This is a genomic window from Paractinoplanes maris, from assembly GCF_023544465.1.
Classification (GTDB): Bacteria; Actinomycetota; Actinomycetes; order Mycobacteriales; family Micromonosporaceae; genus Actinoplanes; species Actinoplanes maris.
The window spans coordinates 409,088-429,345 of record NZ_JALPVL010000005.1; the positions used below are offsets into that span (position 1 = coordinate 409,088).

Consider the following 20,258-nt stretch of genomic DNA (forward strand, 5'->3'; position numbering starts at 1 on the left):
GCCGGCTTCCGTTCAGTCGGTCAGCCACGCTTTCCGCAGCACTTGCAGCAGTGCCTTCTGCCGCTCCTGCAGGACCTGCGGCGTCCAGCGGTTGTGGCCGAGCACCTGGCTCGTCAGGGCGAACGTGGAGACGCCGTTGCGGGCGGCGAAATACGCCGTCTTCTTCTGAGCGAACTCGTAGTTTCCGGCCTGCGAGTTCTTCGTCCGGTTGAGCAGCACCAGATTACTGATCCGGTGCGTCCAGAACTCTCGCTGCGCGTCGGTGAAATTGACCTTCCACAGGGAGGCCGGCGCCGGATTCTGCGGTAACACGTGCTCGATCGTGATCCTCGCGTGCTCATAGGTCGCGCCCGATCCCTCGGCCAGAAGCTCGTCGAGGCGGAGCAGCACGTAACGCCGGACCTTCTCCTGCCGGTAGAGGTCGCCGTTCAGCTTCTGATCGACCTCGGCCTTCTCGGCATCGGACAGCACCAGCGAGGGTGCCGCCAGGCCTTGCCCGTCCGCCAGGTCGCGCAGAAGGCCGGCGTAACGCTGGGCTCGAGGAGTCGCGTAGACCCGGCGGATGAGCATGCTCGCCGCCAGGCGCTCGAGGCCCCGGAAGAAATCGTTCAGCCAGGCCGGGTCGTCCTCGTGATGACACATCGCCCACAGAGCCGGCGGCAACCAGTCGCTGTTGTCGATCTGCGCGAGTCGACGGAACCAACTGTTGACCTTCTCCGCACCAGCGGGGGCGGAGTAGGTGTACTCGCGGATCTGGCTGAAAGCGTCCGCGTAGGGAGTGAGGACATTGTCGATGAACTCGGCTCCCTTGCCGGGCGGATACTCGTTGAGCACCTGCTCCGGAAACTCTTTCAACAATTCCTTCTCCGGACGTCTCTTGGCAAAAATCATCCGGATGTGCTGGAAGAGCTCGGCGAAGAGTTCCCGCCCCACCCGCTCCTCAGCGATCTCCCACTTGTCTGCGTAGAGCTCCGAACTCGCCGCCGGCAGATTCCCGATGATCGTCGACTTGAAGATGTCGGTCGGCGACAGATCGAGCCCCCGGGCGTTCATGACGCTGAAGATCCGATGGGCACTGGCAAGGTTCGGAGTGCTGACAACGACCAGATAGGTGCGATCGCTCAGCATGAGCATGAGCTTGTCGCGCCGTTCCGCCGACCACGCCGAGAACCGCTTGTGCAGCGCCACCGCGTTTTCCCGGATGGCCGCCTGGGCCTCGTTCTTCGCAGCGCTCGGCTTCAGGTCGAGCAGCTCGGTGACCCCACCAGTGCGCTGGATGTGCTGCAGAAAGAAAGGTTGGTCGCGCTTGCGCAACTCGAGCCGGGGTCGAGGCAGGAGATTGCGCACTTTGTTGCCCGGCTCCGAGATCATCTGGCCCAGGTCGGATCGAACCTCCGCGTCGTCGGCCAGGTCTCGCAGGACTGCCAGCAAGATCGTCAAGGTGGTGAGCCGCTGCTGGCCGTCGATGACTTCCGCCGCTCGATGCTGCGTCTCCTTGACCAACACCACGGAACCCAGGAAATAGGGTTCGTCGGCGTCACGGTCGAGAGCCTCCGCCAGGTCCTCCAACAACTGAGTCGCCTGCTCCTCGCGCCAGGCGTAGGGACGCTGATAGTCGGGAATGGTGAAGCTGTAGTCGCTGCAGAAGACCTTGTGGAGCGGCATCTCATGCGCTTCGAGCGGTTGCATGGAGGCATTCTCCACAGACGACCGGGCGCCTTCACTCCACCGGATGGTTCTCCGGCGCCGAGCGAAACGTCCACATGATCGAACCGTTGGTCGCACAGCCCGGGCCGTTCACGCCCGAGAGCGCGGCAGCCGCCCTGCCCACCGTCCTGGAAGCCCACTCGCGGCTCCCGCAGCAGATCACTGAGAAGGGTGGACGGATTGTTTCGACCATGCCGCCCGGATCGGCCGCATGATCCCCGTCGCCGACGGCTGGACCGAGATCCGCCCCGTCCTCGGCCCCTGATCGAGTTGCTCTGCGTAGTGAGTGAATAACCCTGAATTGATTGTCGTATGGCGATCTATCGATAGCGGCTCCTACCGTGAGGGGCATGCTGGGAGCCTTGTACCGACCTTTTGTCGTTGCTGCGACGATTTTGCTCGTCGTTGCGGCCGGACCTCCGCCGGCTCAGGCGGCCCTGCCCACGCTGGCGGTCGGGGCGACCACGTCGGCCGCGGACACCGTGGGTAGCGGCAACACCTGTGCCGGCTTCCTCGATGAGCGGGCCCACCTGGGCAATCTGGGGATTCGCCGGGTGTTCGCGTCGGCCGGGCAACTGCCGCCGGCGGATGCGCTGAGCTGCCACAGCACCTATGGCGCGACGCTGTGGTTCTCGTTCAAGACCTCCTGTACGGCGGTGGCTGTGGCAGCCGGCAGCTGTGACACCGAGATCGTCAACATCGCGGCCGCCATGCCCGCCAACAGCTACCTCACGTACAACCACGAGCCCGAGAACGACATGACCGGCGTGCAGTTCGTGGCCGCCTTCCAGCGCGTCTACACCCTGGCCAAGCTGACCAACCCGGCCGTGAACGTCGTCCCGATCTACATGTCGTACCAGTGGCGTTCCGGCTCGACCCGGGTCACCAACAACGGCACCGGTGGCGACAACGAGGTCCGGGACTGGATCGTGCCGGCCACATCGGTCGACGCCTACGGGTTCGATCTGTACTGGCAGGCCAGCACCCGTGGCAGTGAGCCGGACGACCCGATCAGCGTCGGCGCCGACCCGCGGATGATCCGGTGGTACAACGCCGTCTCCGGCCTCGGCAAGCCGCTCACCCTGCCCGAGTGGGGCATCGACGACGACCAGGGCACGCGGGCGTCCCGCGGGCCGGCCATCCGAGCCTCGCGGACCTGGCTGACCACCCATGGCTTCCGCATCATCAGCTACTGGCAGCTCGACAACTGGTACCTGGGCACGACGACGGTCCCCGCGGGCGGATACGCGGACCCCGACGGCGTCGCCGCCTACCAGGAGCTGGTCGCCGCGGCGATCCCGTGACGGTCGGGCCGCAGCCGGGTCAGCCCAGCGCGGCCAGGGCGCACGTCTCGTCGACGTCGGAGGTGTCACCGCTGACGCCGATGGCGCCGATCACGACGCCCTCGGGATCGCGGAGCAGGATGCCGCCGGCGGCGGGGGCCAGGCGGCCGGCGCTGACCGCGGCGAGGGATGTGAAGAAGGCGGGATAGCGGTCGGCCCGCTCCCCGATCTCGCGGGACGACAGGCCCATGCCCAGAGCCCCGTACGCCTTGGCCGTGGCGATGTCGACGCGGAGGATCCCGGCGCCGTCCTCCCGCTTGACGACCACCGGATGACCACCGGCATCCAGCACCACCACGGCCAGGGGCGCGGCCTCGATCGAGCGGGCGTGCCGGAGCACGCCGTCGGCCAGGGCGTCGGCCTGAGCCAGGGTCAGCGGGGTCATCGTTTCTCCTCCAGAACCTCGAGCAGCGCCGCCGCGTCGGCGTCGGCCCAGCCCGTGTCGGCGGCGCGCTCGTAGAGCGGCAGCGTCGCATCGAGCACCGGCGTGGAAATGCCGACCGACTGGGCCAGCTCCCGGACCAAGGTGACGTCCTTGATGAACATGGACACCTTAGCGGTGGCGGGTCGATAGGAACGTTCCACCATGAGCGGGCCGCGCTTGTCGAAGATGACCGAGCCGCCGGCGCCGTCGCGGACGGTCTCGTAGAGGACGGCCGGATCGAGCCCGGCGGCCACACCGAGCGCGAACGCCTCGGCGGTGGACGCGTTGTGAATCGACACCAGCAGATTGGCCACCAGCTTCATCCGGGTGCCGTCGCCGAACGGGCCCAGGTGGCGGACTGAGCGGGCGAACGCCTCGAGCGCCGGCCGGGCGGTCTCGAACGCCGCCTCGTCACCGCTGCCGAGCACCACGAGGTCGCGCACCTTGGCCTGGGCGCCGGTGCCGCTGATCGGGCAGTCGAGCAGTTCGACACCCGCGGCCGCCAGCAAGGACCGGCATTCCTGCTTCACCGCGAGCGACAGCGTGGACGTGTCGACCACGACGGGATCCCGCCCGGTGCCGAGGGCGGTGGCCAGCTCGGCGCAGACCTGCCGGGCGGCCTCGGCGGAGGGCAGAGAGGTGATCACGACGGTGGACTCGCGGGCGAGCGTCGCCAGATCGGCGGCCGGGCGGCCACCGCGGGCGGCCAGTGCCTTCACCGCCTCGGGGGAAACGTCGGTGCCGGTCACGTCGTAGCCGGCATCCAGCAGGTGGCCCGCGATCGCCGAGCCCATGATGCCGAGGCCGACCACCCCGACCGTCGTCACTGTCGTCATCCGGCCACCGTAGGGCGGGCGGGATCCCGTACGGGTGTCGTCCGCCGTCAGTGCCGGGGCGAAGGACTGCTGGCCGCGGAGAGTCCCTGCGGCGTACGGCGGTCATACAGTCGGCGGACCCGAGCGGAAGGAGGGTCGCCGTGCGTCTCGTCGACCTGTCACAGGACATCTACCAGGGCATGCAGGTCTACCCCGGGCATCTGAAGACGGTGGTGTTCGACCACGCGTCGCACGAGGAGACGGCGCTGCGCTTCGTGGGCGGCTTCTCGTTCCAGACCAAGGGATTCATGATGAACGACAACGGGCCGACCCACGTCGACTCGTTCTCGCATCTCGACCCCGACCCGTCGGCCCAGACCATCGACCAGATGTCGCTCGACCTCTTCTACGGCCCGGCCGTCTGCCTCGACGTGTCGCACGTCGAAGCGCACCAGGACATCACGGCCGAGCACCTCGACGCGGCGCAGGAGGCGCACGGGGTGACCGTCGAGCCCGGCGACATCCTGTTGCTGCACACCGGTACGCACGGCCGGTACGCGGGACAGGCCAAGTATCTGACCGACTTCCCGGGTCTGGGCGAGACCGGCAGCGAGTGGATCGTCGAGCACGGCGTGAAGACGTTCGGCGTGGACAGCCCGACCCCCGACAACCCGGTCAGCAAGTCGTACCCGTGCCACATGATGTGCCGGCGCCACCACATCACCCACTACGAGAACCTGACGAACCTGGACCAGCTGATCGGCAAGCGGTTCACCTTCGCCGGCTTTCCGCTCAAGGTGATCGGCGCCCACGGCGGCCCGACCCGCGCGGTGGCCATGCTCGACGAGACGGCATGAGCGCGGCCTCTTCCCACGGCCGGACGGCGGCTGATCGGGTCGCGGGCCGGACGGCCGTCGTGACCGGTGCGGGCAACGGGCTGGGGCGGGCGATCACGCTCGCCCTGGCCGGCCGGGGTGCCCATGTGGTGGCGGTGGGACGCACCGTCGAACGGCTGGAAACCGTGGTGACGGAGGCGAAGGAGCTCGCCGGCAGCGTCCGGGCCCTCGCGGCCGACGTCGCCGACGCGGCGAGCGTCGGGGCGCTGGCCGGGGAACTGGCCGGCGAGACGGTGTCGATCCTGGTCAACAACGCGGGAGTGCCCGGACCGGTGGCTTCGCTGGTCGACATCGAGCCAGATGAGTGGGACGACGTCTTCGCGGTCAACGTGCGAGGCACCTACCTGATGTGCCGGGCCTTCCTGCCCGGCATGGTGGAGCGCGGCGCGGGCGACGTCATCAACGTGGCCTCGGTGAGCGGCAAACGCCCGCTGATCCGGCGTACGCCGTACACGGCGAGCAAGATGGCCGTCATCGGGCTGACCCGGACCCTGGCCTACGAGGTCGGCCCGGCCGGGGTGTCGGTCAACTCGCTCTCCCCCGGGCCAGTCGACGGGCCACGGATGACCCGCAACTTCACGCTGGAGGCCGAGCGCACCGGTGTCTCCTACGAGCAGGCCGAGGAGGCGTTCGTGTCCCGGGCGGCTCTGCACCGGATGCTCACCGAGGACGAGGTGGCGGCCGCCGTCATCGCCATGCTGCACATGCCTGGCCTGTGCGCGGCCGACATCGACCTGTCAGCCGGGATGGTCGCCCCTTGACCCCGCCGGTGAGCGGTTCGCGGGCTCTGTGGGAGCCGCCGGGCGACATCCGGGAGACGTCCCGGATCGGGCACTATCTGTCCTGGCTGGGCAAGGACTTCGCCGGCTACGCGGATCTGTGGCAGTGGTCGGTCGACGACCTGCCCGGCTTCTGGCAGTCGATCTGGGACTACTTCGAGGTCATCGCGCACGACCGGCCGACCGCCGTGCTGGCCGACACGTCGATGCCCGGCGCGAAATGGTTCCCCGGCGCCACCCTCAACTACGCCGAGCACGTGCTGCGCATGCCCGGCCTGGCCGACGACGACCCGGTTGTCCTCGCCTACAGCCAGACCCGCGAACCGGTGACCCTGACCAAGGCGCAGCTACGGGAAAAAGTCCGGCTCGTCCGCGCCGGCCTGCGCGCGAAAGGCATCGGCCCCGGCGATCGGGTGGCCGCTTACGCCCCGAACATCCCCGAGACGTACGTCCTGATGCTCGCCACCGCCAGCCTCGGCGCCACCTTCTCCTCCTGCGCACCCGAGTTCGGCGTCCGCAGCGTCATCGACCGCTGGCAACAAATCGAACCGACCCTGCTCGTCGCGGTCGACGGCTACCGCTACGGCGACAAAGCCATCGACCGCCGCGACGAGGTCACCGCCATCACCGCCGCCCTGCCCTCCCTCCAGCACGTCGTCACCATCGGTTACCTGGAACCTTCCAGAGACACCTTCGCCGAACTCACCGGCGACGAACCCCTGACCTACACACCGGTGCCGTTCGACCACCCGCTCTACGTGCTCTACAGCTCCGGCACCACCGGCCTGCCCAAACCCATCGTCCACGGCCACGGCGGCATCCTGCTCGAACACCTCAAAATGCTCGCCCTGCACCACGACCTGGGCCCCGGCGACCGGTTCTTCTGGTTCACCACCACCGGCTGGATGATGTGGAACTTCCTGGCCAGCGGCCCCGCCGTCGGCGCCGGAATCGTCCTGTTCGACGGCAACCCGGCCCACCCCGGCCTGGAAACCCTGTGGAACCTCGTCGACCAGGCCGGCATCACCTACTTCGGCACCTCAGCCCCCTTCCTCATGGCCTGCCGCAAAGCCGGCCTCACCCCGCACAAGCCGCAGCTGAAGGGCGTCGGCTCGACCGGCTCACCCCTGCCTTCCGAGGGCTTCCACTGGGTCTACGAGACGATCGGCGACCGCCTGCAGCTGCAGTCCCTGTCGGGCGGCACCGACGTCTGCACCGGCTTCGTCGGCGGGGTACCGCTCCGGCCCATCCGCGAGGGTGAGATCGCCTGCCGGGCCCTGGGCGCCAAGGTTGAGGCCTACGACCCCGAGGGCCGCCCGGTCGTCGATCAACTCGGCGAGCTGGTCATCACCGCGCCCATGCCGAGCATGCCGGTCGGCTTCTGGAACGATCCAGACGGCAAGCGCTACCGCGAGGCCTACTTCGACGTCTTCCCGGGCGCGTGGCGGCACGGCGATTGGATCACCGTGCACGCCGACGGCTCGTGCGTGATCACCGGCCGCTCCGACGCCACGCTGAACCGTGGCGGCGTACGTCTGGGGACCTCCGAGTTCTACGCCGTGGTCGAGGCGCTGCCCGAGATCGCCGACTCGCTCGTCGTCCATCTGGAGCCCGACACGCTTCTGCTGTTCGTCGTGCCCGCCGGCGATCAAGAGCTCGACGACGCGCTGCGCAGCCGGATCCGCCGCGAGCTGCGCGAGGCCCTGTCGCCGCGCCATCTGCCGGACGAGATCCACGCCGTACGAGCGGTGCCGCGCACCCTGTCGGCCAAAAAACTCGAGGTGCCCGTCAAGCGAATCCTCACCGGCACCCCGGTCGAGGAGGCGGCCGCACTGGGCGCCCTGGCCAACCCCGAGTCCCTGCAGGCCTTCGCCACGCTCGACCGGCAACAAGCCAACGGCCACCGCAACCCACCGTGAGCCAACGGCCGCCGCATCCACCGTGAGCCAGCAGCGGCCGCGGAGCGGAGTGCGGGTTGACCGGAGGCCGGAATGGTGCTGATAATGCTAGCACTATGAGGTGGACGGTGGATCATTCGTCGCGGGAGCTGCTGCAGCATCAGATAGCCGGCTGCGTGCGCCAAGGGGTAGCGTCGGGCGAGCTGGCGGTGGGTGAGCAGTTGCCGCCGGCGGCCGAGCTGGCCGAGGCGCTGTCGGTCGATCGCAACACGGTGCTGGCCGCCTATCGGCAGTTGCGGGACGAGAGCCTGCTGGAGTTCCGCCGTGGTCGCGGGGCGCGGGTGGCCTCCACGGTCACCGAGCCCGCTCCGGTGACCGAGGCGGCGCAGAGCCTCGTGACCGTGGCGCGGCAGCACGGGCTCGGGCGCACCGACCTGATCCGCCTCATCGAGAAGCTGACGTGATCCGGGAAGGGCGGCACCCATGACAGCATCCGCGTACTCGATCTATACCGGGCGGGCCACCAACTGGCCGATGGTGGTGCTGACCACGGCGTTCGCGGTGCCACTGCTGGCCCTGTCCCAGGCCGGCCTGGTCATCCCGGTGCTGCTGGCGCTCGTCGTCGTGTCGGCCAACCTGCTGACGGCCACCAGCATCCGCACGGCGGCCGGCCCCAACGGGGTGACTGTCCGATGGGGAGTGGCGGGCTGGCCGCGATGCACCTACCGCCTCGAGCAGATCGAGCGGGTCGAGGTGGTCGACCTGCCGCTCTGGCGGGTGTCCTACGGATTCTGGTGGACCCCGGGCAGCACCAACTGCACGGTGCGCCCCGGGCCGGCGTTGCGCTTGACCCTGCGTACGGGAAGGACGGTGACCATCACCGTGCCGGACGCCGCCGCGGCCGTCACCGCCCTCACCGACGCCCGGTCAGCGTGAGCTCGTGCAGACGCAAGCCTTGTTGCCGTCCTGATCGGCGATGACCGTGAACGAAGGCGCCTGGCTGTCGTCGACGATGACGCCACCGGCGGCCACGGCGGCGGCGATGCGCTGATCGGCCACCTCGGGCGCCACCCAGACGTCGAGATGGAAGCGCTGCCGCGGGGTCTCGTGCTCGTCGGTGTCCTGGAACCACAGGATCGGCACCCGGCCGGTGACATCGCGGACGTCGTCGCCGGTCGTGCCGCGGCCGTGGGCCTCGGTACCGCCGGTCAGCAGGGCTGCCCACATCGGCGCGATCGCCTTGGCGTGCGCGGTGTCGAGGGCGAGCTCGATCGTCGTGATCGAGCCCGGATCGGCGGCCACGCCCTGGCCGGCGGCAATCTCGGTGATGCGCCGGGCGAGGTCGACATCCTGCTGGGTCACCCATTCGACGACGTGCTCGGCCCCCTCGTGGCGATAGATCGCGTCGTCACTGATCAGCTTGAGATCGACGTAGCCGTCCCCCATCGCCACCCGCGGGTGGTGCCCGAGCGTGTCACCGGCCTCGGCCACCTCCGCCAGGAACCGCACGCCCGCCGCGAAACCGTCGATGACATAGCGCGCGTGCAGCCCCTGACCCAGCTTGCGCCAGTCGGCCGGCGCGGCCTCGGTGATCTGCTCATCGGTCAACATGTCCATGACGGCCACCGTAGGACGGTTTCCGGACGATCGGCTTCCGGTACGTACCATGCTTTCCCATGAGCGAACCCGAGGCCGGCGAGGTGCACCGGGCCGTCGTGGCCCTCACCCCTTTCGTACGGCGGTGGGACCTCCCGCTCAACCCCGAGGACATGGAGGAGCTGGCGTACGCCCTGCTGTTCCATGCCCGATCGCCGCTCCCGCTCGACGAGATCCCGGCCGCCGTCGACCGGCAGATCGACCAGCACGAGGAGCGGGCCCGGCAACTCTTCGAGGCCATGGGCCGGGCTCACACCGCCGATCCGCCGACGTCGTAGCCCGGCCGGTCAGCGCGTCCCGCGGTGGATGGCGATCAGCTCCTCGCGGTACGAATGGTCGGCGCTCTCGCTCTCGTTGGTGACCCGCGCGCCGTTGGCCCACCACTGCGGCAGGCCACGACCCATCTCCTGGCCCGCCTTGGTGTGCACGCAAAGCGCGTAATCGGGCACCTCGACCACGAGGTCGCCGCGCTCGACCCGGGTGGCCACCAGGTCGGCGTGCTCGGAACTGCTGCGATCCTTCCGGGCCAGCGCGAGATAGCGGACGGCGTGCACGGCCATCATGGTGTCCCCGCCGGGAGTGGCGTCGAAGTTGCGCTCGAGGCACTCCACCAGCAGCGGGGCCATCGGCTCACCCAAGCCGATGTCCTCGACCGCGATCAGCTTGAGGCGGCGCCAGAGGTGCTCGGCCACCTCGGCCGAGGTCGACAGCATCTCGTACGCGGCGAGGACCGCGTTGTCCACGTGACAACGACGGATTTCCTTCTGCAGAACGGAGACGAGCTGATCGACCGGAATGCCGCGTGGCGACACCATGGCGGCGTAGGGATCCTCGTGAGTCATGGCTGTCCTGCCTTCCGTGTCGCGTTGATGGCGCGTCCGGGATCCGGAAGGGGCCTGACCAACGGCATCACAACACACCGCGCCCCGCGCCCGCAACCGTCAGAACGCGAAGCGGACGCCGGTCAGCTCCTCGGCCGCGGCCCACAACCGGCGGCCGACGGCCGGGTCGGCGGCCTCGCGGCTCAGCCGGGCCTCGGCCACCCGGCCCCGCATCTCCCACGGCCCGGACGGGCCGAAGAACTGACCGCCGCGCACGGTCGGATCGGTCGCGGCCCGCAGCTGCGGCAGCGCTCCCTGCTCGACCGGCTGGGTCATCAGCAGCCCCACCCGGGCGATCACCCGCCCCAGCCGTCCGCGGTGCTCCCAGGCTCGTGGGGTCAGGTTGGTGCGGCTGATGCCGGGGTGGGCCAGCGTGCTGACGATCGGTGACCCGGCGGCGCGCAGCCGGCGGTCCAGCTCGACCCCGAAGATCGTGGTGGCGAGCTTGGACCGGCCGTAGGCGGGTGCGGCCTTGAAGTCGCGCTCGAACATCAGGTCGTCGAAATCCAGGTGGGCGTTCCGGTGGGTGATCGAGCTCAGGCTGACCACCCGGGGCTCCTTGGCCTCGGCCAGCTTGCCCAGCAGCAGGCCGGTCAGCGCGAAATGGCCCAGCATGTTGGTGCCGATCTGCAGTTCGAAGCCGTCGGCGGTGGTCCGGCGCGGGCCGAGCAGGACCAGGCCGGCGTTGTTGACGAGCAGGTCGACGGCCGGCAGTTGCGCGGCGAAGGCCCGTACCGAAGCCAGCGAAGCCAGATCGAGCTCGCGCACCTCCACATCGCCGCCGATCCGGCGGGCGGCGGCCTGGCCGGCTTCGGTGTTGCGGACGGCCAGCACGACGTGCGCGCCGTGCCGGGCCAGCTGGGTCGCGGTGATCAGGCCGAGGCCCGAGTTGGCGCCGGTCACGACGGCGACCCGGCCGTTCTGGGCGGGGATCCGGTCGGCGGTCCAGGCGTTCATGTGCGGCTCCTGAGGTCGAGGTGAGGACGACGCTAGGAGCGATCCGGGCGGGTTCGGTCGTGCCCGCCTGCCTAGGTTCAACAGTCCTACCCAGGTGGTCCGGCCAGGCGGCACACTTGCGGCATGACCCATCCGTACGCTCGTGAGCTCGGCGATTTCCTGCGGGCGCGCCGCAGCCGCCTCCACCCGCGCGACGTCGGGCTCGAGCCGGGCGGCCGGCGCAAGGTCACCGGGCTGCGCCGTGAGGAGCTGGCCCTGCTGGCCGGGCTGAGCACCGATTACTACCAGCGGATGGAGCAGGGCCGCGAGGTCCGCCCGTCCGACGACGTGCTCGATGCGATCGCCGGCGCGCTCGTGCTCGACGAGGAGGAACGCCGGCACCTGTTCGCGCTGGCCCAGGCCGCCCGGCGCCCGGTGCCGGTGCGGCCGCCCGTCGCGGAGAGGGTGCCCGAGAGCACCCGGCGGCTGCTGCAGGTGATGGACACCCCCGCGGTGGTGCTCGGCCGGCACCTCGACCTGCTGGCGTGGAACCCGATGGCCCAGGCTCTGCTGGGCGATCCGGCGGGCCTGCCGGCCGAGCGGCTCAACATGCTCCTGCTGATGTTCGACGACACGATGACCGGCGACCGCAGCTGCCCCGACTGGGAGCAGCAGGCCCTCGACTACATCGGCATGATGCGCGCCGCCGTCGCCACCGACCCGGCTCACCCCCGGGCCACCGCGATCGTGGGTGAGCTGAGCATTCGCAGCGCCGAGTTCCGCCGGCTGTGGGCCCGGCACGACGTCCGCCGGTCGGTCAGCGGCAGCAAGACGTTCCGCAATCCCGAGGTGGGCGAGCTCGACCTCGACTGGGACACCTATCCCCTGCCCGGCGATCCCGGGCCCGTGATGCTGGTCTGGACGGCCGAGCCGGGCAGCGCCCACGCCGACCGGTTGCGGCTGCTGGCGTCCCTGCAGGCGACGAGGACCAGCACTTAAGATGCCCACAACGATCATGCTCGATGCGGTGGGAGATGTGGGATGTCGTACGGGGGTACGCCTGTCGATCAGGTGAGAAGGAGACCGACGATCCTGGAGGTCGGCGCGAGTCTGCTGGCGGTCGTCGGCGTGCTGAGCGTGGGCCGGGTGGCATACGGCGTGGTGGTGAACCTGGGCCAGGATCAGTGGAGCTCCGGCGCCCGCGCGGTGTTCCTGTTCCTCAACTCGATCGTGCTGATCTTCGCGCTGTTTCTCCTGGTGCTCGCCCACCAGGTGCGGCGGGGCCGGCAGTGGGCCTGGATCGTCAGCATGATCATGCTGCCGTTCACGACGCTGGTCGGCGGCCTGATGCTGCTCCTCACCGCGCTGAGCGGTGCCATCCCCTTCGCCGGCATCGCTGTCGTGGCGACGTCGCTGGCCGCCCTGCTGGTGCTGACCCTCCCCCGCGCGGTCCGCGACTTCTTCCTGCGCAACCCACCCCCGGCGCCGCCCCAGCACCAGCCGTGGGCCGCCGCTCAGGGCCAGCCGTGGGGGCCGGGCCGATAGCGACCGCGTACTCCAGCCGGGCGGGCCGGCAACGCCCCGACCTGCTACAACCGCGCACTCAGCCGGGGTGACGCCCGGCCGGAAAGGCGTCGTCCAGCTGCGACCGCGTACTCGAGCCGGGTCGACGCCGCGCCCGTAACGCCACAACCGGCTACGACCTCGCAGTCCGGCCGGATCGACGCCGGGCCGGCAAAGCCACAGCCGGCTACAACCGGCGTACTCGAGTTGGGTGGACGCCGGGTGCTGGAGCTGGAGTGCGAACACGGGTGCGGAGGGCGGCCGCTTAGAACTGAGCTGGCCGACAACAACAACCGAGGGCCGGACACTGCCCGGAACAGAACAGAGCCAGATCCCGACTCGGGCCGCGCCAAATGCGGAGCCGAGCCGAGCCAACCGAGACGAGACGAGCCGCGCCGGGCCGAGCCGAGCCGGGCCGAGCCGGGCCGAGCCGGGCCGAGCCGGGCCGGGCCGAGCCGGGCCGAGCCGGGCCGGGCCGAGCCGGGCCGGGCCGGGCCGAGCCGGATTCGGGGCAGAGCAAAGCCGGATTCGGCGGCGGGCGGCTGGATCGTGGGGCGGACCGAACTGGATCGCGCGGGAGCCGTTTGGTGGTGCGCTGGCTTGGTCAGGACAGATGGTCTTCGGTGGTCGTCGAGTGCTCGAGGGCCGGGGCGGCGGGGCGGGTTGCGTATTGGTCGACGGCGCGGGCTACGAGGGTCAGGACCACGGCGTTGAGGCAGTGCCACAGCCAGTGGTGCCGGTGGGGATTGCGGCGCAGAGGGGGGTGTCGAGGGTGCGCAGGGTGAGGGAGACGGTGAAGACGGTGGCGGCTATGGCCAGCAAGCGGTCGCGCAGGGCGATGGCGAAGGCGGCCAACGTGAGCAAGGCCGGTAAGTAGCCGCCCAGGGCACCGCGCAGGAGCAGGGTGACCAGCAGCGCGAAGGCGACGAAGGCTGGGACGGCCAGCCACGCGTGGGAGCGGCGCACCTGTAGGCCGTGGCGGGTCAGCAGGACGATCGCGGTCAGGACGGAGGCCAGGATCGAGAGGGTGTCGAGGGCGGCGGTCGCGGTTGTCGCGAATGTGTGGAAGGCCAGGCTGCACAAGCCCACGACGGCGAGTAGGACCGGCAGCAGGAGTGAGCGTGGGCGGCGGGCGATCAGCAATGCGGCGGCCACTAGGAACGCCGCGTTGCTGAGGGCGTTGAGGGGTTCACCGAGCAGGCCGGGGGCGAGCCGCTCGCAATATCCGTCCACGCGACGACCGTAGTGAGGCAACGTGAACAGCGCGGAACGGCGCCACGCCCGCCGAGTGGCGCCGTTGCCGGCTCGGCGGGCGTGGTGGTCGGTGTCCGGCGTCGAGCGCTGGAGAAGAGCGTCGAGCACGAGAGAAAGGCGTCGAGCACGAGAGGAGTGGATCGACCCCGAGAGAAGGGCGTCGAGCGCGAAACAAGAGCGTCGAGCGCGAAACAGAAGCGTCGAGCGCGAGGAAAGAGCGTCGAGCGGAAAAGCGTCAGGCGTCCAGCTTCAGCAGGCGGGCTGCTGTCTCGCCTCGGATGGAGTCGCGGACCTTTTCGTCGAGGCGGGCGGTGGCGATCTGGTCCAGGGGGTCGTAGTGGCCCATGTCGAACGGGTAGTCGGTGCCGATCACCACGTGGTCGGCGCCCATCTGCTGCACCAGGAACTCCAGGTGGGGGGCGTCGAAGACCAGGCAGTCCACGTAGATCTGCTTCAGGTACTCCGACGGCGGGCGGCTGATGTGGTGGCGGCCTTCGGGGCGCAGCTCGTACGCGTGGTCCATGCGCGACGAATAGAACGGCAGGTAACCGCCGCCGTGCACGGCCACCAGCTTGAGGCCGGGGAATTCCTCGAGCACGCCACCGTGAATGATCTTGGTCAGGGCGACCGTCGTGTCGAGCGGGTTGCCGATCACGTTGGTCAGGTAGTACTTGCGCAGGCGCTCGCCGCCGGTGAAACCGTTGGGGTGCAGCATCACGACGACGTCGAGCTCCTCCGCCTTGGCGAAGAACGGGCGGAACCGCCGGTCGTCGAGGTCGAGCCCCATGACGTTCGTGTTGATCTCGACGCCGCGGAAGTCGTATTCGCGCACACACCGTTCCAGTTCGGCGACCGCGGCCGACACGTCCTGCATCGGCACCGTCGCCAGGCCCACGAAGCGGTCCGGATGACCGGCCACGATCTTGGACAGGTTGTCGTTCTGCATCTGCGCCAGCGAAAGACCGAGCGCCGGGTCGGTCCAGTAGAAGTAGCCGGCCGGCGCCACCGAGATGGCCTGCACGTCGATGCCCATCCGGTCGAGGTCGGCGATCCGGCGCTCGGGATCGGTCGCCTGCGGCATGATCTCGCGGACGTGCTCGACCTGATACGCGTTGGTCTCGTCCCCGCCGTAGTAGGTGAACGGGTCCATCTCGGGCGACATCAGCCCGTTCACCAGCGGCAGCGTGTCGGGCAGGATGACGTGGCCGTGTATGTCGACGGTTCGCACAAGAAGCCTTTCTAGGAGACGGGGGCCCACGGCAGTGGGGCATCGGCGTACTTCGCGGCCCGGACGTCGCCGGAACGGGCGTGGCCTTCGAACAGCTCGACCCGCGCCGCCCGCCCGCACAACTCGCCCAGTTCGGCTGAGGCGGACGGTGAGGTGACCTCCTGATAGGTCACCGTGCGCAGGTACTTCCCGACCCACAGCCCACCGGTGTAGCGGGCCGCGCCCCGGGTCGGCAGCACGTGGTTCGTGCCGATCACCTTGTCCCCGTACGAGACACAGGTGCCCTCACCGAGGAAGAGCGCGCCGTAGTGCTTCATCCGGTCGAGGGCTTCCCGGGGCTCGCGCGTCAGGATCTGCACGTGCTCACTGGCGAAGGTGTCGGCCAGCGCGTACGCCTCGTCGAGCGTGGCCACCACGTGGACCTCACCGTGGTCGCGCCACGCGGGCCCGGCCATGTCGTTGGTCGGCATGCCGGGCAGGATCGCCTCGATGTGCTCGACGACCCGTTGGGCCAGCGCGGACGAGGTGGTGATGAGCACGGCCGGCGAGTCGGGCCCGTGCTCGGCCTGGCTGAGCAGGTCGACCGCGACCACGAACGGGTCGGCCTCGTCGTCGGCCACGATCAGGATCTCGGTCGGGCCGGCGAACAGGTCGATGCCGACCGTACCGAAGAGCTGTCGCTTCGCTTCGGCCACGTACGCGTTCCCCGGCCCCGCGATGAGGTCGACCCGCCCGATGGACGCGGTGCCCAGAGCCATCGCCGCCACCGCCTGCACCCCGCCGAGCAGGAGGATCTCGTCGGCGCCGGCCAGGTGCAGCGCGGCCACCGTGGCCGGCGGGATCTCCCCGCGCAGCGGCGGGGTGCAGGCGGTGACCCGCTCCACGCCCGCGACCTTGGCCGTCACCACCGTCATGTGCGCCGATGCCGTCAGCGGATAACGGCCACCCGGCACGTACGCGCCGGAGGCCACGATCGGCAGGTGCTTGTGCCCGAGGAAGACACCCGACTGGGTCTCGATCTCGACGTCCCGCATGCTGTCGCGCTGCGCCTGGGCGAACTGCCGCACGTTGGCCTGCACGGTCTTGATGTCGTCGATGACCGTCGACGGCACCGCGGCCACGATCTTGTCGATCTCGGCCGCCGACAGCTGGAACGACTCGGGCGACCAGTTGTCGAACTTCTGCGAGTAGCGGCGGACCGCGTCGTCGCCGTTCGCGCGGATGTCCTCGATGACGTCGCGGACGACCGCCTCGACCGAAGAAGTCATCAGGCGACCGCCGAAGCCGTACGGGACATGGCTTTCATGGTTTCGAGGCGCCCCAGCACCTCGGCCTGCAGCGTGGCCACGGTCGGGTCGGTCTGCCGGCGCGGCCGGGGCAGGTCGATGGTGATGTCCTCGTAGATCCGGCCGCCCGGTTGCAGGACGATGATGCGGTCGGACAGCTCGACCGCCTCGACCACGTCGTGGGTCACGAAGACGACGGTCTTCTTGGACTGGGCCCAGATGTCCTGCAACTGCGCCCGCAGGCCACGGGCGGTGATCGCGTCGAGGTGGCTGAACGGCTCGTCCATCAGCAGCAGGTCGGGCTCGACGGCGAACGCGCGGGCGATGCCGACCCGCTGCTGCATGCCGCCGGAGAGCTGACCGGGGAAGAAGTCGGCGTTCTTGGCCAGGCCGACCATGTCGAGGTACTTCTTGGCCCGGGACACCGTGGCCTCACTGCGGTCGTCCTGCACGTACATCATGTTCTTCATGACGCTGCGCCACGGCAGCAGGCGCGGGTCCTGGAAGACGTAGCCCATCCGGGCCGGGCCGCCGGCGTCGCTGGTCAGGCTGATGTCGCCCGAGGTGTGCTCCTCGACGCCCGAGATGATGTTGAGCAGGGTGCTCTTGCCGCAGCCGGACGGGCCGACGATCGAGACAAACGTGCCGCCGCGGACGTCGAAGGAGATGTCGTCGAGCACCCGGCTGGCCTTCGGGGTGCCGACATTGAAGGTCTTGGCGAGGTTCTTGATGGTCAGGACAGCCACAATGTCTCCTTAAGCGGAAGCGTCGCGCCAGCGGAAGGCTCGTCGGATCGCGCGGTCGAGCACGAAGCGGTCGAGCAGGACGATGAAACCGACGAAGAGCACGACCCAGGCGGCGAACCCGCCGAACCGGTTGGCGTCGTACCACCAGCGGGCCCGGTAGCCGACACCGCCGCCGCCGCCGAACCACTCGGCCAGCAGCACGCCGTTCCAGCCGATGATGATGGCGAACCGGATGCCGGCCGCGACATAGCCGGTGACCGCGGGCAGGACCAGATCCTTGATCCGGCGCGACAGCGGCACCTTGTACGTCGTCGACATGTCCCGCAGATCGCGCGACACCCCCCGGACGCCCTGGGCGACGTTGACGATGACGAACGGCACCGAGGTCAGGAACGTCGTGATGATCGGGCTGAGGTCGCCGAACCCGAACCACATCACGGTCAGGAACGACCAGATGATGGCCGGGATCGACAGGGCGACCAGCACCGGGCTCTCGAAGAAGGCCCGGCCGAGCTGGGACAGGCCCATGATGACGCCGATCGCGATGCCGACGACGGCGGCCAGGGCCACGCCGACGCCGAAGCGGTAGAGCGTCAGGCCGAAGTTGCCGAAGACCTCGCCGCGCGAGAACTCGTCGGCCAGCCGCTGCACCACCTCGACCGGCCCGGGGACCCGGGCGAACAGCGCCGACATCAGCACCCAGAAGACGAAGAACGACAGCAGTGCGGCGACGCGGGCGGCGCGGTCCGAGGTGAGCCGCTTCTGCCAGGCCGGTGTGGCCTTGTCCTTCTCGGTGGTCGAGCGGCGGGCTTTGACGGGAGCCATCGTGGTGCTCACAGCGCGGAGCTCCTCTCCTGCGGGCGCCACGCGAGCAGCCGGGCCTCGCTCTTGGCCAGGACCAGGCGCTCGATGATCAGCATGAACACGATGAACAAGAACATCCAGGCGAGCACGGCGGCGATGTCGTACAGCTGATATTCCGTACGGATCTGGAAGCCGACGCCGTTGCGGCCGCCGAACACCTCGGTGAGCGCCTCGACCTTCCACGCCACCGCGAAGCACATCCGGATCGCGGCGAAGATGAACGGCACGATGGTCGGCAGCAGCACCTCCCGGCGGATCTGCTGGGACGACCGCCCGAAGGCCTCGCTCATCGTGATCAGCGACTTGTCGACCCCGCGGATGCCCTCGGCCACGTTGAGCGCGATGTACGGCGCCGAGACCAGCGCCACGGCGAGGATCGGGCCCAGGTTGGACAGGCCGAAGACGATCAGCGACATGACCGCGTAGACGATCGCGGGGATCGTGCCGGCGATCGTGACGCCGTCGTGGAAGAACGCGCGCCAGTAGTTGTAGCGGCCCATCAGGTAGCCGATCGGGGCGCCGACCGCGGCCGCGACCGCGAAACCGGCGAACGTCTTGAGCACGCTGGCCGAGAAGTCGGTGACGAAGTTGCCGCTCTCGACGATCTCGACGCCGGCCTGGAAGACCTCCAGCGGCCGGGGCAGCAGGCGCGAGCCGAACCACCAGGAGCCGTACTCCCACAGGGCGAACATCGCGACCCAGCCCAGCAGCACCAGTCCGGTGAGCCGCCATCGCCGCCGCCGGGCGGTGCGCTTGGCGCCGGCCTCGGGGTCCGCGGGTGGTGCGGCCGGAGCCGCACCCACCAGCTGATCCGTCATCGTGTCTCCTTAGGACTTCGGGAGGATCGTGAAGTCGGGGTCGGGCACGTCCTCGTCGACGTAGCCGGCTTCCTTCATGAGGTTGAACAGCTTGGTCTCGCTGTCCACCCAGGCCTGGTCGAGGTAGGTCGACTCGACGAACCAGTCGTACTTGTTGGCCAGCCAGTCACGGATGAACGCCTTGTCCTTGTCCGACTCGGCGGCGAAGTCCTCCGGGTAGGCCTCGATGATCTTGTCGCGGTTCTTGGCCCACTCCTGGACGCCGCGGTCCCACATCTTGATCAGGAACGCCGCCTCCTCCGGGTTCTTCTCGACCCAGGCCTTGCGGGCGACGAAGACGTTGTTCTGCGGGTGGGTCAGCTCGGTCTTGTTGTCGGAGAACTGCTCGGCGTAGATCTGCGAGACCGACTTCGAGTCGTACAGGGGCTTGATCGCGCCGCTGGACAGCTGCGGGATGGAGAAGTCGGGCAGCAGCAGACCGGCGTCGGCGTCGCCTCGCTCGATCAGGCCGGCCGCGTTCTGCGGGTCGGTCACGACCAGCTCGTAGTCGCCGCCGCCGGCCCGCAGGTCGAGGTTGCACCACTTCTTGGCGAAGACGCCCCACATGATGGTGATCGAGACCGCGCTGTGCGTGACGATCTTCTTGCCCTTGAGCTCGCAGATGTCCTTGGCCGTGCTGTTCTTGCCGACGGCCAGGATGCTGCGGTCGGAGTTGAACTTGCCGAAGATCGTGGTCTTCTCGCCGGTCTGCTTCTCGAGCTCGGGCACCTCGTAGGAGGCCGCGGAGACGACGTCGGCGTGCCCACCGGCATAGACCCCGAACTCGTCCCAGGACGACGAGGTCAGGACCTGGATCTTGGCCGCCTCCTCCATCTCCTGCTTGATGCCCTGCGACTCCATCCACTTCCAGACGGGGTCGGGGGCCATGACCATGTTCACGACGCCGTTGGCGTCCTTGGCCTCGGCGTTGGCGCCCGACTGGGCGGCCGGACGGGCACCGCATCCGGCCGTGGCGACCAGGGCGAGAGCGGTGGCGGAGGCTATGACTCGGCGGCGGTTCGGACGGACGATGCGTGATGCATTCATGGGAGGTACCTCTCACGGGGGTGCGGCACTTCGTTGGGTGCGACCAGAGGCGAGGGGTTGCTGCGACTCATGTCGAGG

The 20,258-nt window shown here is 69.3% G+C and carries 22 protein-coding genes; 9 read left to right on the top strand and 13 right to left on the bottom strand.

The genetic code is table 11. From position 1 onward, the window contains the following. Nucleotides 1-12: 12 nt before the first annotated feature. The gene (locus NAG42_RS16975; RefSeq protein WP_250031259.1) at nt 13-1,689 is read right to left on the bottom strand and encodes a DUF262 domain-containing protein; all 1,677 of its coding nucleotides are present in this window, start codon (nt 1,687-1,689) and stop codon (nt 13-15) included. A 368-nt stretch (nt 1,690-2,057) separates the two neighbouring features. Here NAG42_RS16975 and NAG42_RS16980 point away from each other — a divergent pair, with 368 nt between their 5' ends. After that, nucleotides 2,058-3,011, top strand: coding sequence for a glycoside hydrolase family 26 protein (locus NAG42_RS16980; protein WP_250031260.1), 954 nt, complete (start codon nt 2,058-2,060; stop codon nt 3,009-3,011). A gap of 19 nt (nt 3,012-3,030) precedes the next feature. On the opposite strand, the gene NAG42_RS16985 is transcribed toward NAG42_RS16980, so the two are convergent. Continuing rightward, nucleotides 3,031-3,435 carry a GlcG/HbpS family heme-binding protein gene (locus NAG42_RS16985; RefSeq protein WP_250031261.1) on the bottom strand — a complete coding sequence of 135 codons (405 nt, stop codon included), beginning with the start codon at nt 3,433-3,435 and terminating at the stop codon, nt 3,031-3,033. Then, nucleotides 3,432-4,361, bottom strand: coding sequence for an NAD(P)-dependent oxidoreductase (locus NAG42_RS16990; RefSeq protein WP_284045495.1), 930 nt, complete (start codon nt 4,359-4,361; stop codon nt 3,432-3,434). Before NAG42_RS16990 ends, NAG42_RS16985 begins: the two co-directional genes overlap by 4 nt. Before the next feature lie 89 nt (nt 4,362-4,450). On the opposite strand from NAG42_RS16990, the gene NAG42_RS16995 reads away from it, so the two are divergent. The 5 genes from NAG42_RS16995 (at nt 4,451) to NAG42_RS17015 (ending at nt 8,798) form a co-directional block, all read left to right on the top strand. Continuing rightward, nucleotides 4,451-5,146 (top strand): cyclase family protein, encoded by a 696-nt coding sequence (locus NAG42_RS16995; protein WP_250031263.1) that lies wholly within the window; start codon nt 4,451-4,453, stop codon nt 5,144-5,146. Then, nucleotides 5,143-5,946 (top strand): SDR family NAD(P)-dependent oxidoreductase, encoded by an 804-nt coding sequence (locus tag NAG42_RS17000; protein WP_250031264.1) that lies wholly within the window; start codon nt 5,143-5,145, stop codon nt 5,944-5,946. The genes NAG42_RS16995 and NAG42_RS17000 overlap by 4 nt, the downstream gene beginning before the upstream one ends. Next, nucleotides 5,943-7,883, top strand: a complete 1,941-nt coding sequence (locus tag NAG42_RS17005) for an acetoacetate--CoA ligase (RefSeq protein WP_250031265.1) — start codon at nt 5,943-5,945, stop codon at nt 7,881-7,883. The genes NAG42_RS17000 and NAG42_RS17005 overlap by 4 nt, the downstream gene beginning before the upstream one ends. A gap of 95 nt (nt 7,884-7,978) precedes the next feature. Beyond that, nucleotides 7,979-8,326: a GntR family transcriptional regulator gene (locus NAG42_RS17010; protein ID WP_250031266.1), complete on the top strand. Its 348-nt coding sequence runs from the start codon at nt 7,979-7,981 to the stop codon at nt 8,324-8,326. A gap of 19 nt (nt 8,327-8,345) precedes the next feature. Continuing rightward, complete coding sequence (locus NAG42_RS17015) at nt 8,346-8,798, top strand: hypothetical protein (protein WP_250031267.1); 453 nt, start codon at nt 8,346-8,348, stop codon at nt 8,796-8,798. On the opposite strand, the gene NAG42_RS17020 is transcribed toward NAG42_RS17015, so the two are convergent. After that, nucleotides 8,790-9,479: a 4a-hydroxytetrahydrobiopterin dehydratase gene (locus tag NAG42_RS17020; protein ID WP_250031268.1), complete on the bottom strand. Its 690-nt coding sequence runs from the start codon at nt 9,477-9,479 to the stop codon at nt 8,790-8,792. The genes NAG42_RS17015 and NAG42_RS17020 overlap by 9 nt on opposite strands. 59 nt (nt 9,480-9,538) lie before the next feature. Between NAG42_RS17020 and NAG42_RS17025 the strand changes: the two genes are divergently transcribed. After that, the gene (locus NAG42_RS17025) at nt 9,539-9,796 is read left to right on the top strand and encodes a hypothetical protein (protein WP_250031269.1); all 258 of its coding nucleotides are present in this window, start codon (nt 9,539-9,541) and stop codon (nt 9,794-9,796) included. 9 nt (nt 9,797-9,805) lie between these two features. Here NAG42_RS17025 and NAG42_RS17030 read toward each other — a convergent pair whose 3' ends face one another. Both NAG42_RS17030 and NAG42_RS17035 read right to left on the bottom strand, forming a co-directional pair. Beyond that, on the bottom strand, nt 9,806-10,360 hold the full coding sequence (locus NAG42_RS17030; protein WP_250031270.1) for an AAA family ATPase: 555 nt from the start codon (nt 10,358-10,360) through the stop codon (nt 9,806-9,808). Between the two features lie 99 nt (nt 10,361-10,459). Further along, nucleotides 10,460-11,356: an oxidoreductase gene (locus NAG42_RS17035; protein WP_250031271.1), complete on the bottom strand. Its 897-nt coding sequence runs from the start codon at nt 11,354-11,356 to the stop codon at nt 10,460-10,462. 123 nt (nt 11,357-11,479) lie between these two features. On the opposite strand from NAG42_RS17035, the gene NAG42_RS17040 reads away from it, so the two are divergent. Both NAG42_RS17040 and NAG42_RS17045 read left to right on the top strand, forming a co-directional pair. Then, nucleotides 11,480-12,334: a helix-turn-helix transcriptional regulator gene (locus tag NAG42_RS17040; RefSeq protein ID WP_250031272.1), complete on the top strand. Its 855-nt coding sequence runs from the start codon at nt 11,480-11,482 to the stop codon at nt 12,332-12,334. 72 nt (nt 12,335-12,406) lie between these two features. Beyond that, nucleotides 12,407-12,880: a hypothetical protein gene (locus tag NAG42_RS17045; RefSeq protein ID WP_250031273.1), complete on the top strand. Its 474-nt coding sequence runs from the start codon at nt 12,407-12,409 to the stop codon at nt 12,878-12,880. A gap of 714 nt (nt 12,881-13,594) precedes the next feature. Here the strand turns inward: NAG42_RS17045 and NAG42_RS17050 are convergent. The 7 genes from NAG42_RS17050 to NAG42_RS17080 all read right to left on the bottom strand — a co-directional run bounded on the left by NAG42_RS17050 (nt 13,595) and on the right by NAG42_RS17080 (nt 20,180). Continuing rightward, nucleotides 13,595-14,131: a hypothetical protein gene (locus NAG42_RS17050; RefSeq protein WP_250031274.1), complete on the bottom strand. Its 537-nt coding sequence runs from the start codon at nt 14,129-14,131 to the stop codon at nt 13,595-13,597. A gap of 256 nt (nt 14,132-14,387) precedes the next feature. Next, nucleotides 14,388-15,380 carry an amidohydrolase family protein gene (locus NAG42_RS17055; protein WP_250031275.1) on the bottom strand — a complete coding sequence of 331 codons (993 nt, stop codon included), beginning with the start codon at nt 15,378-15,380 and terminating at the stop codon, nt 14,388-14,390. 11 nt (nt 15,381-15,391) lie between these two features. Next, on the bottom strand, nt 15,392-16,648 hold the full coding sequence (gene hisD / locus NAG42_RS17060; protein ID WP_250031276.1) for a histidinol dehydrogenase: 1,257 nt from the start codon (nt 16,646-16,648) through the stop codon (nt 15,392-15,394). Then, nucleotides 16,648-17,412, bottom strand: a complete 765-nt coding sequence (locus tag NAG42_RS17065) for an ABC transporter ATP-binding protein (protein WP_250031277.1) — start codon at nt 17,410-17,412, stop codon at nt 16,648-16,650. Before NAG42_RS17065 ends, hisD begins: the two co-directional genes overlap by 1 nt. A gap of 9 nt (nt 17,413-17,421) precedes the next feature. After that, entirely contained in the window at nt 17,422-18,249 is an 828-nt protein-coding gene (locus tag NAG42_RS17070; RefSeq protein WP_250031278.1) for an ABC transporter permease, read from the bottom strand. Then, a complete protein-coding gene (locus NAG42_RS17075; RefSeq protein WP_250031279.1) occupies nt 18,246-19,094 on the bottom strand; it encodes an ABC transporter permease in 849 nt (282 codons plus the stop codon). Before NAG42_RS17075 ends, NAG42_RS17070 begins: the two co-directional genes overlap by 4 nt. Before the next feature lie 9 nt (nt 19,095-19,103). Next, on the bottom strand, nt 19,104-20,180 hold the full coding sequence (locus NAG42_RS17080) for an ABC transporter substrate-binding protein (RefSeq protein WP_250031280.1): 1,077 nt from the start codon (nt 20,178-20,180) through the stop codon (nt 19,104-19,106). Between the last annotated feature and the right edge of the window lie 78 nt (nt 20,181-20,258).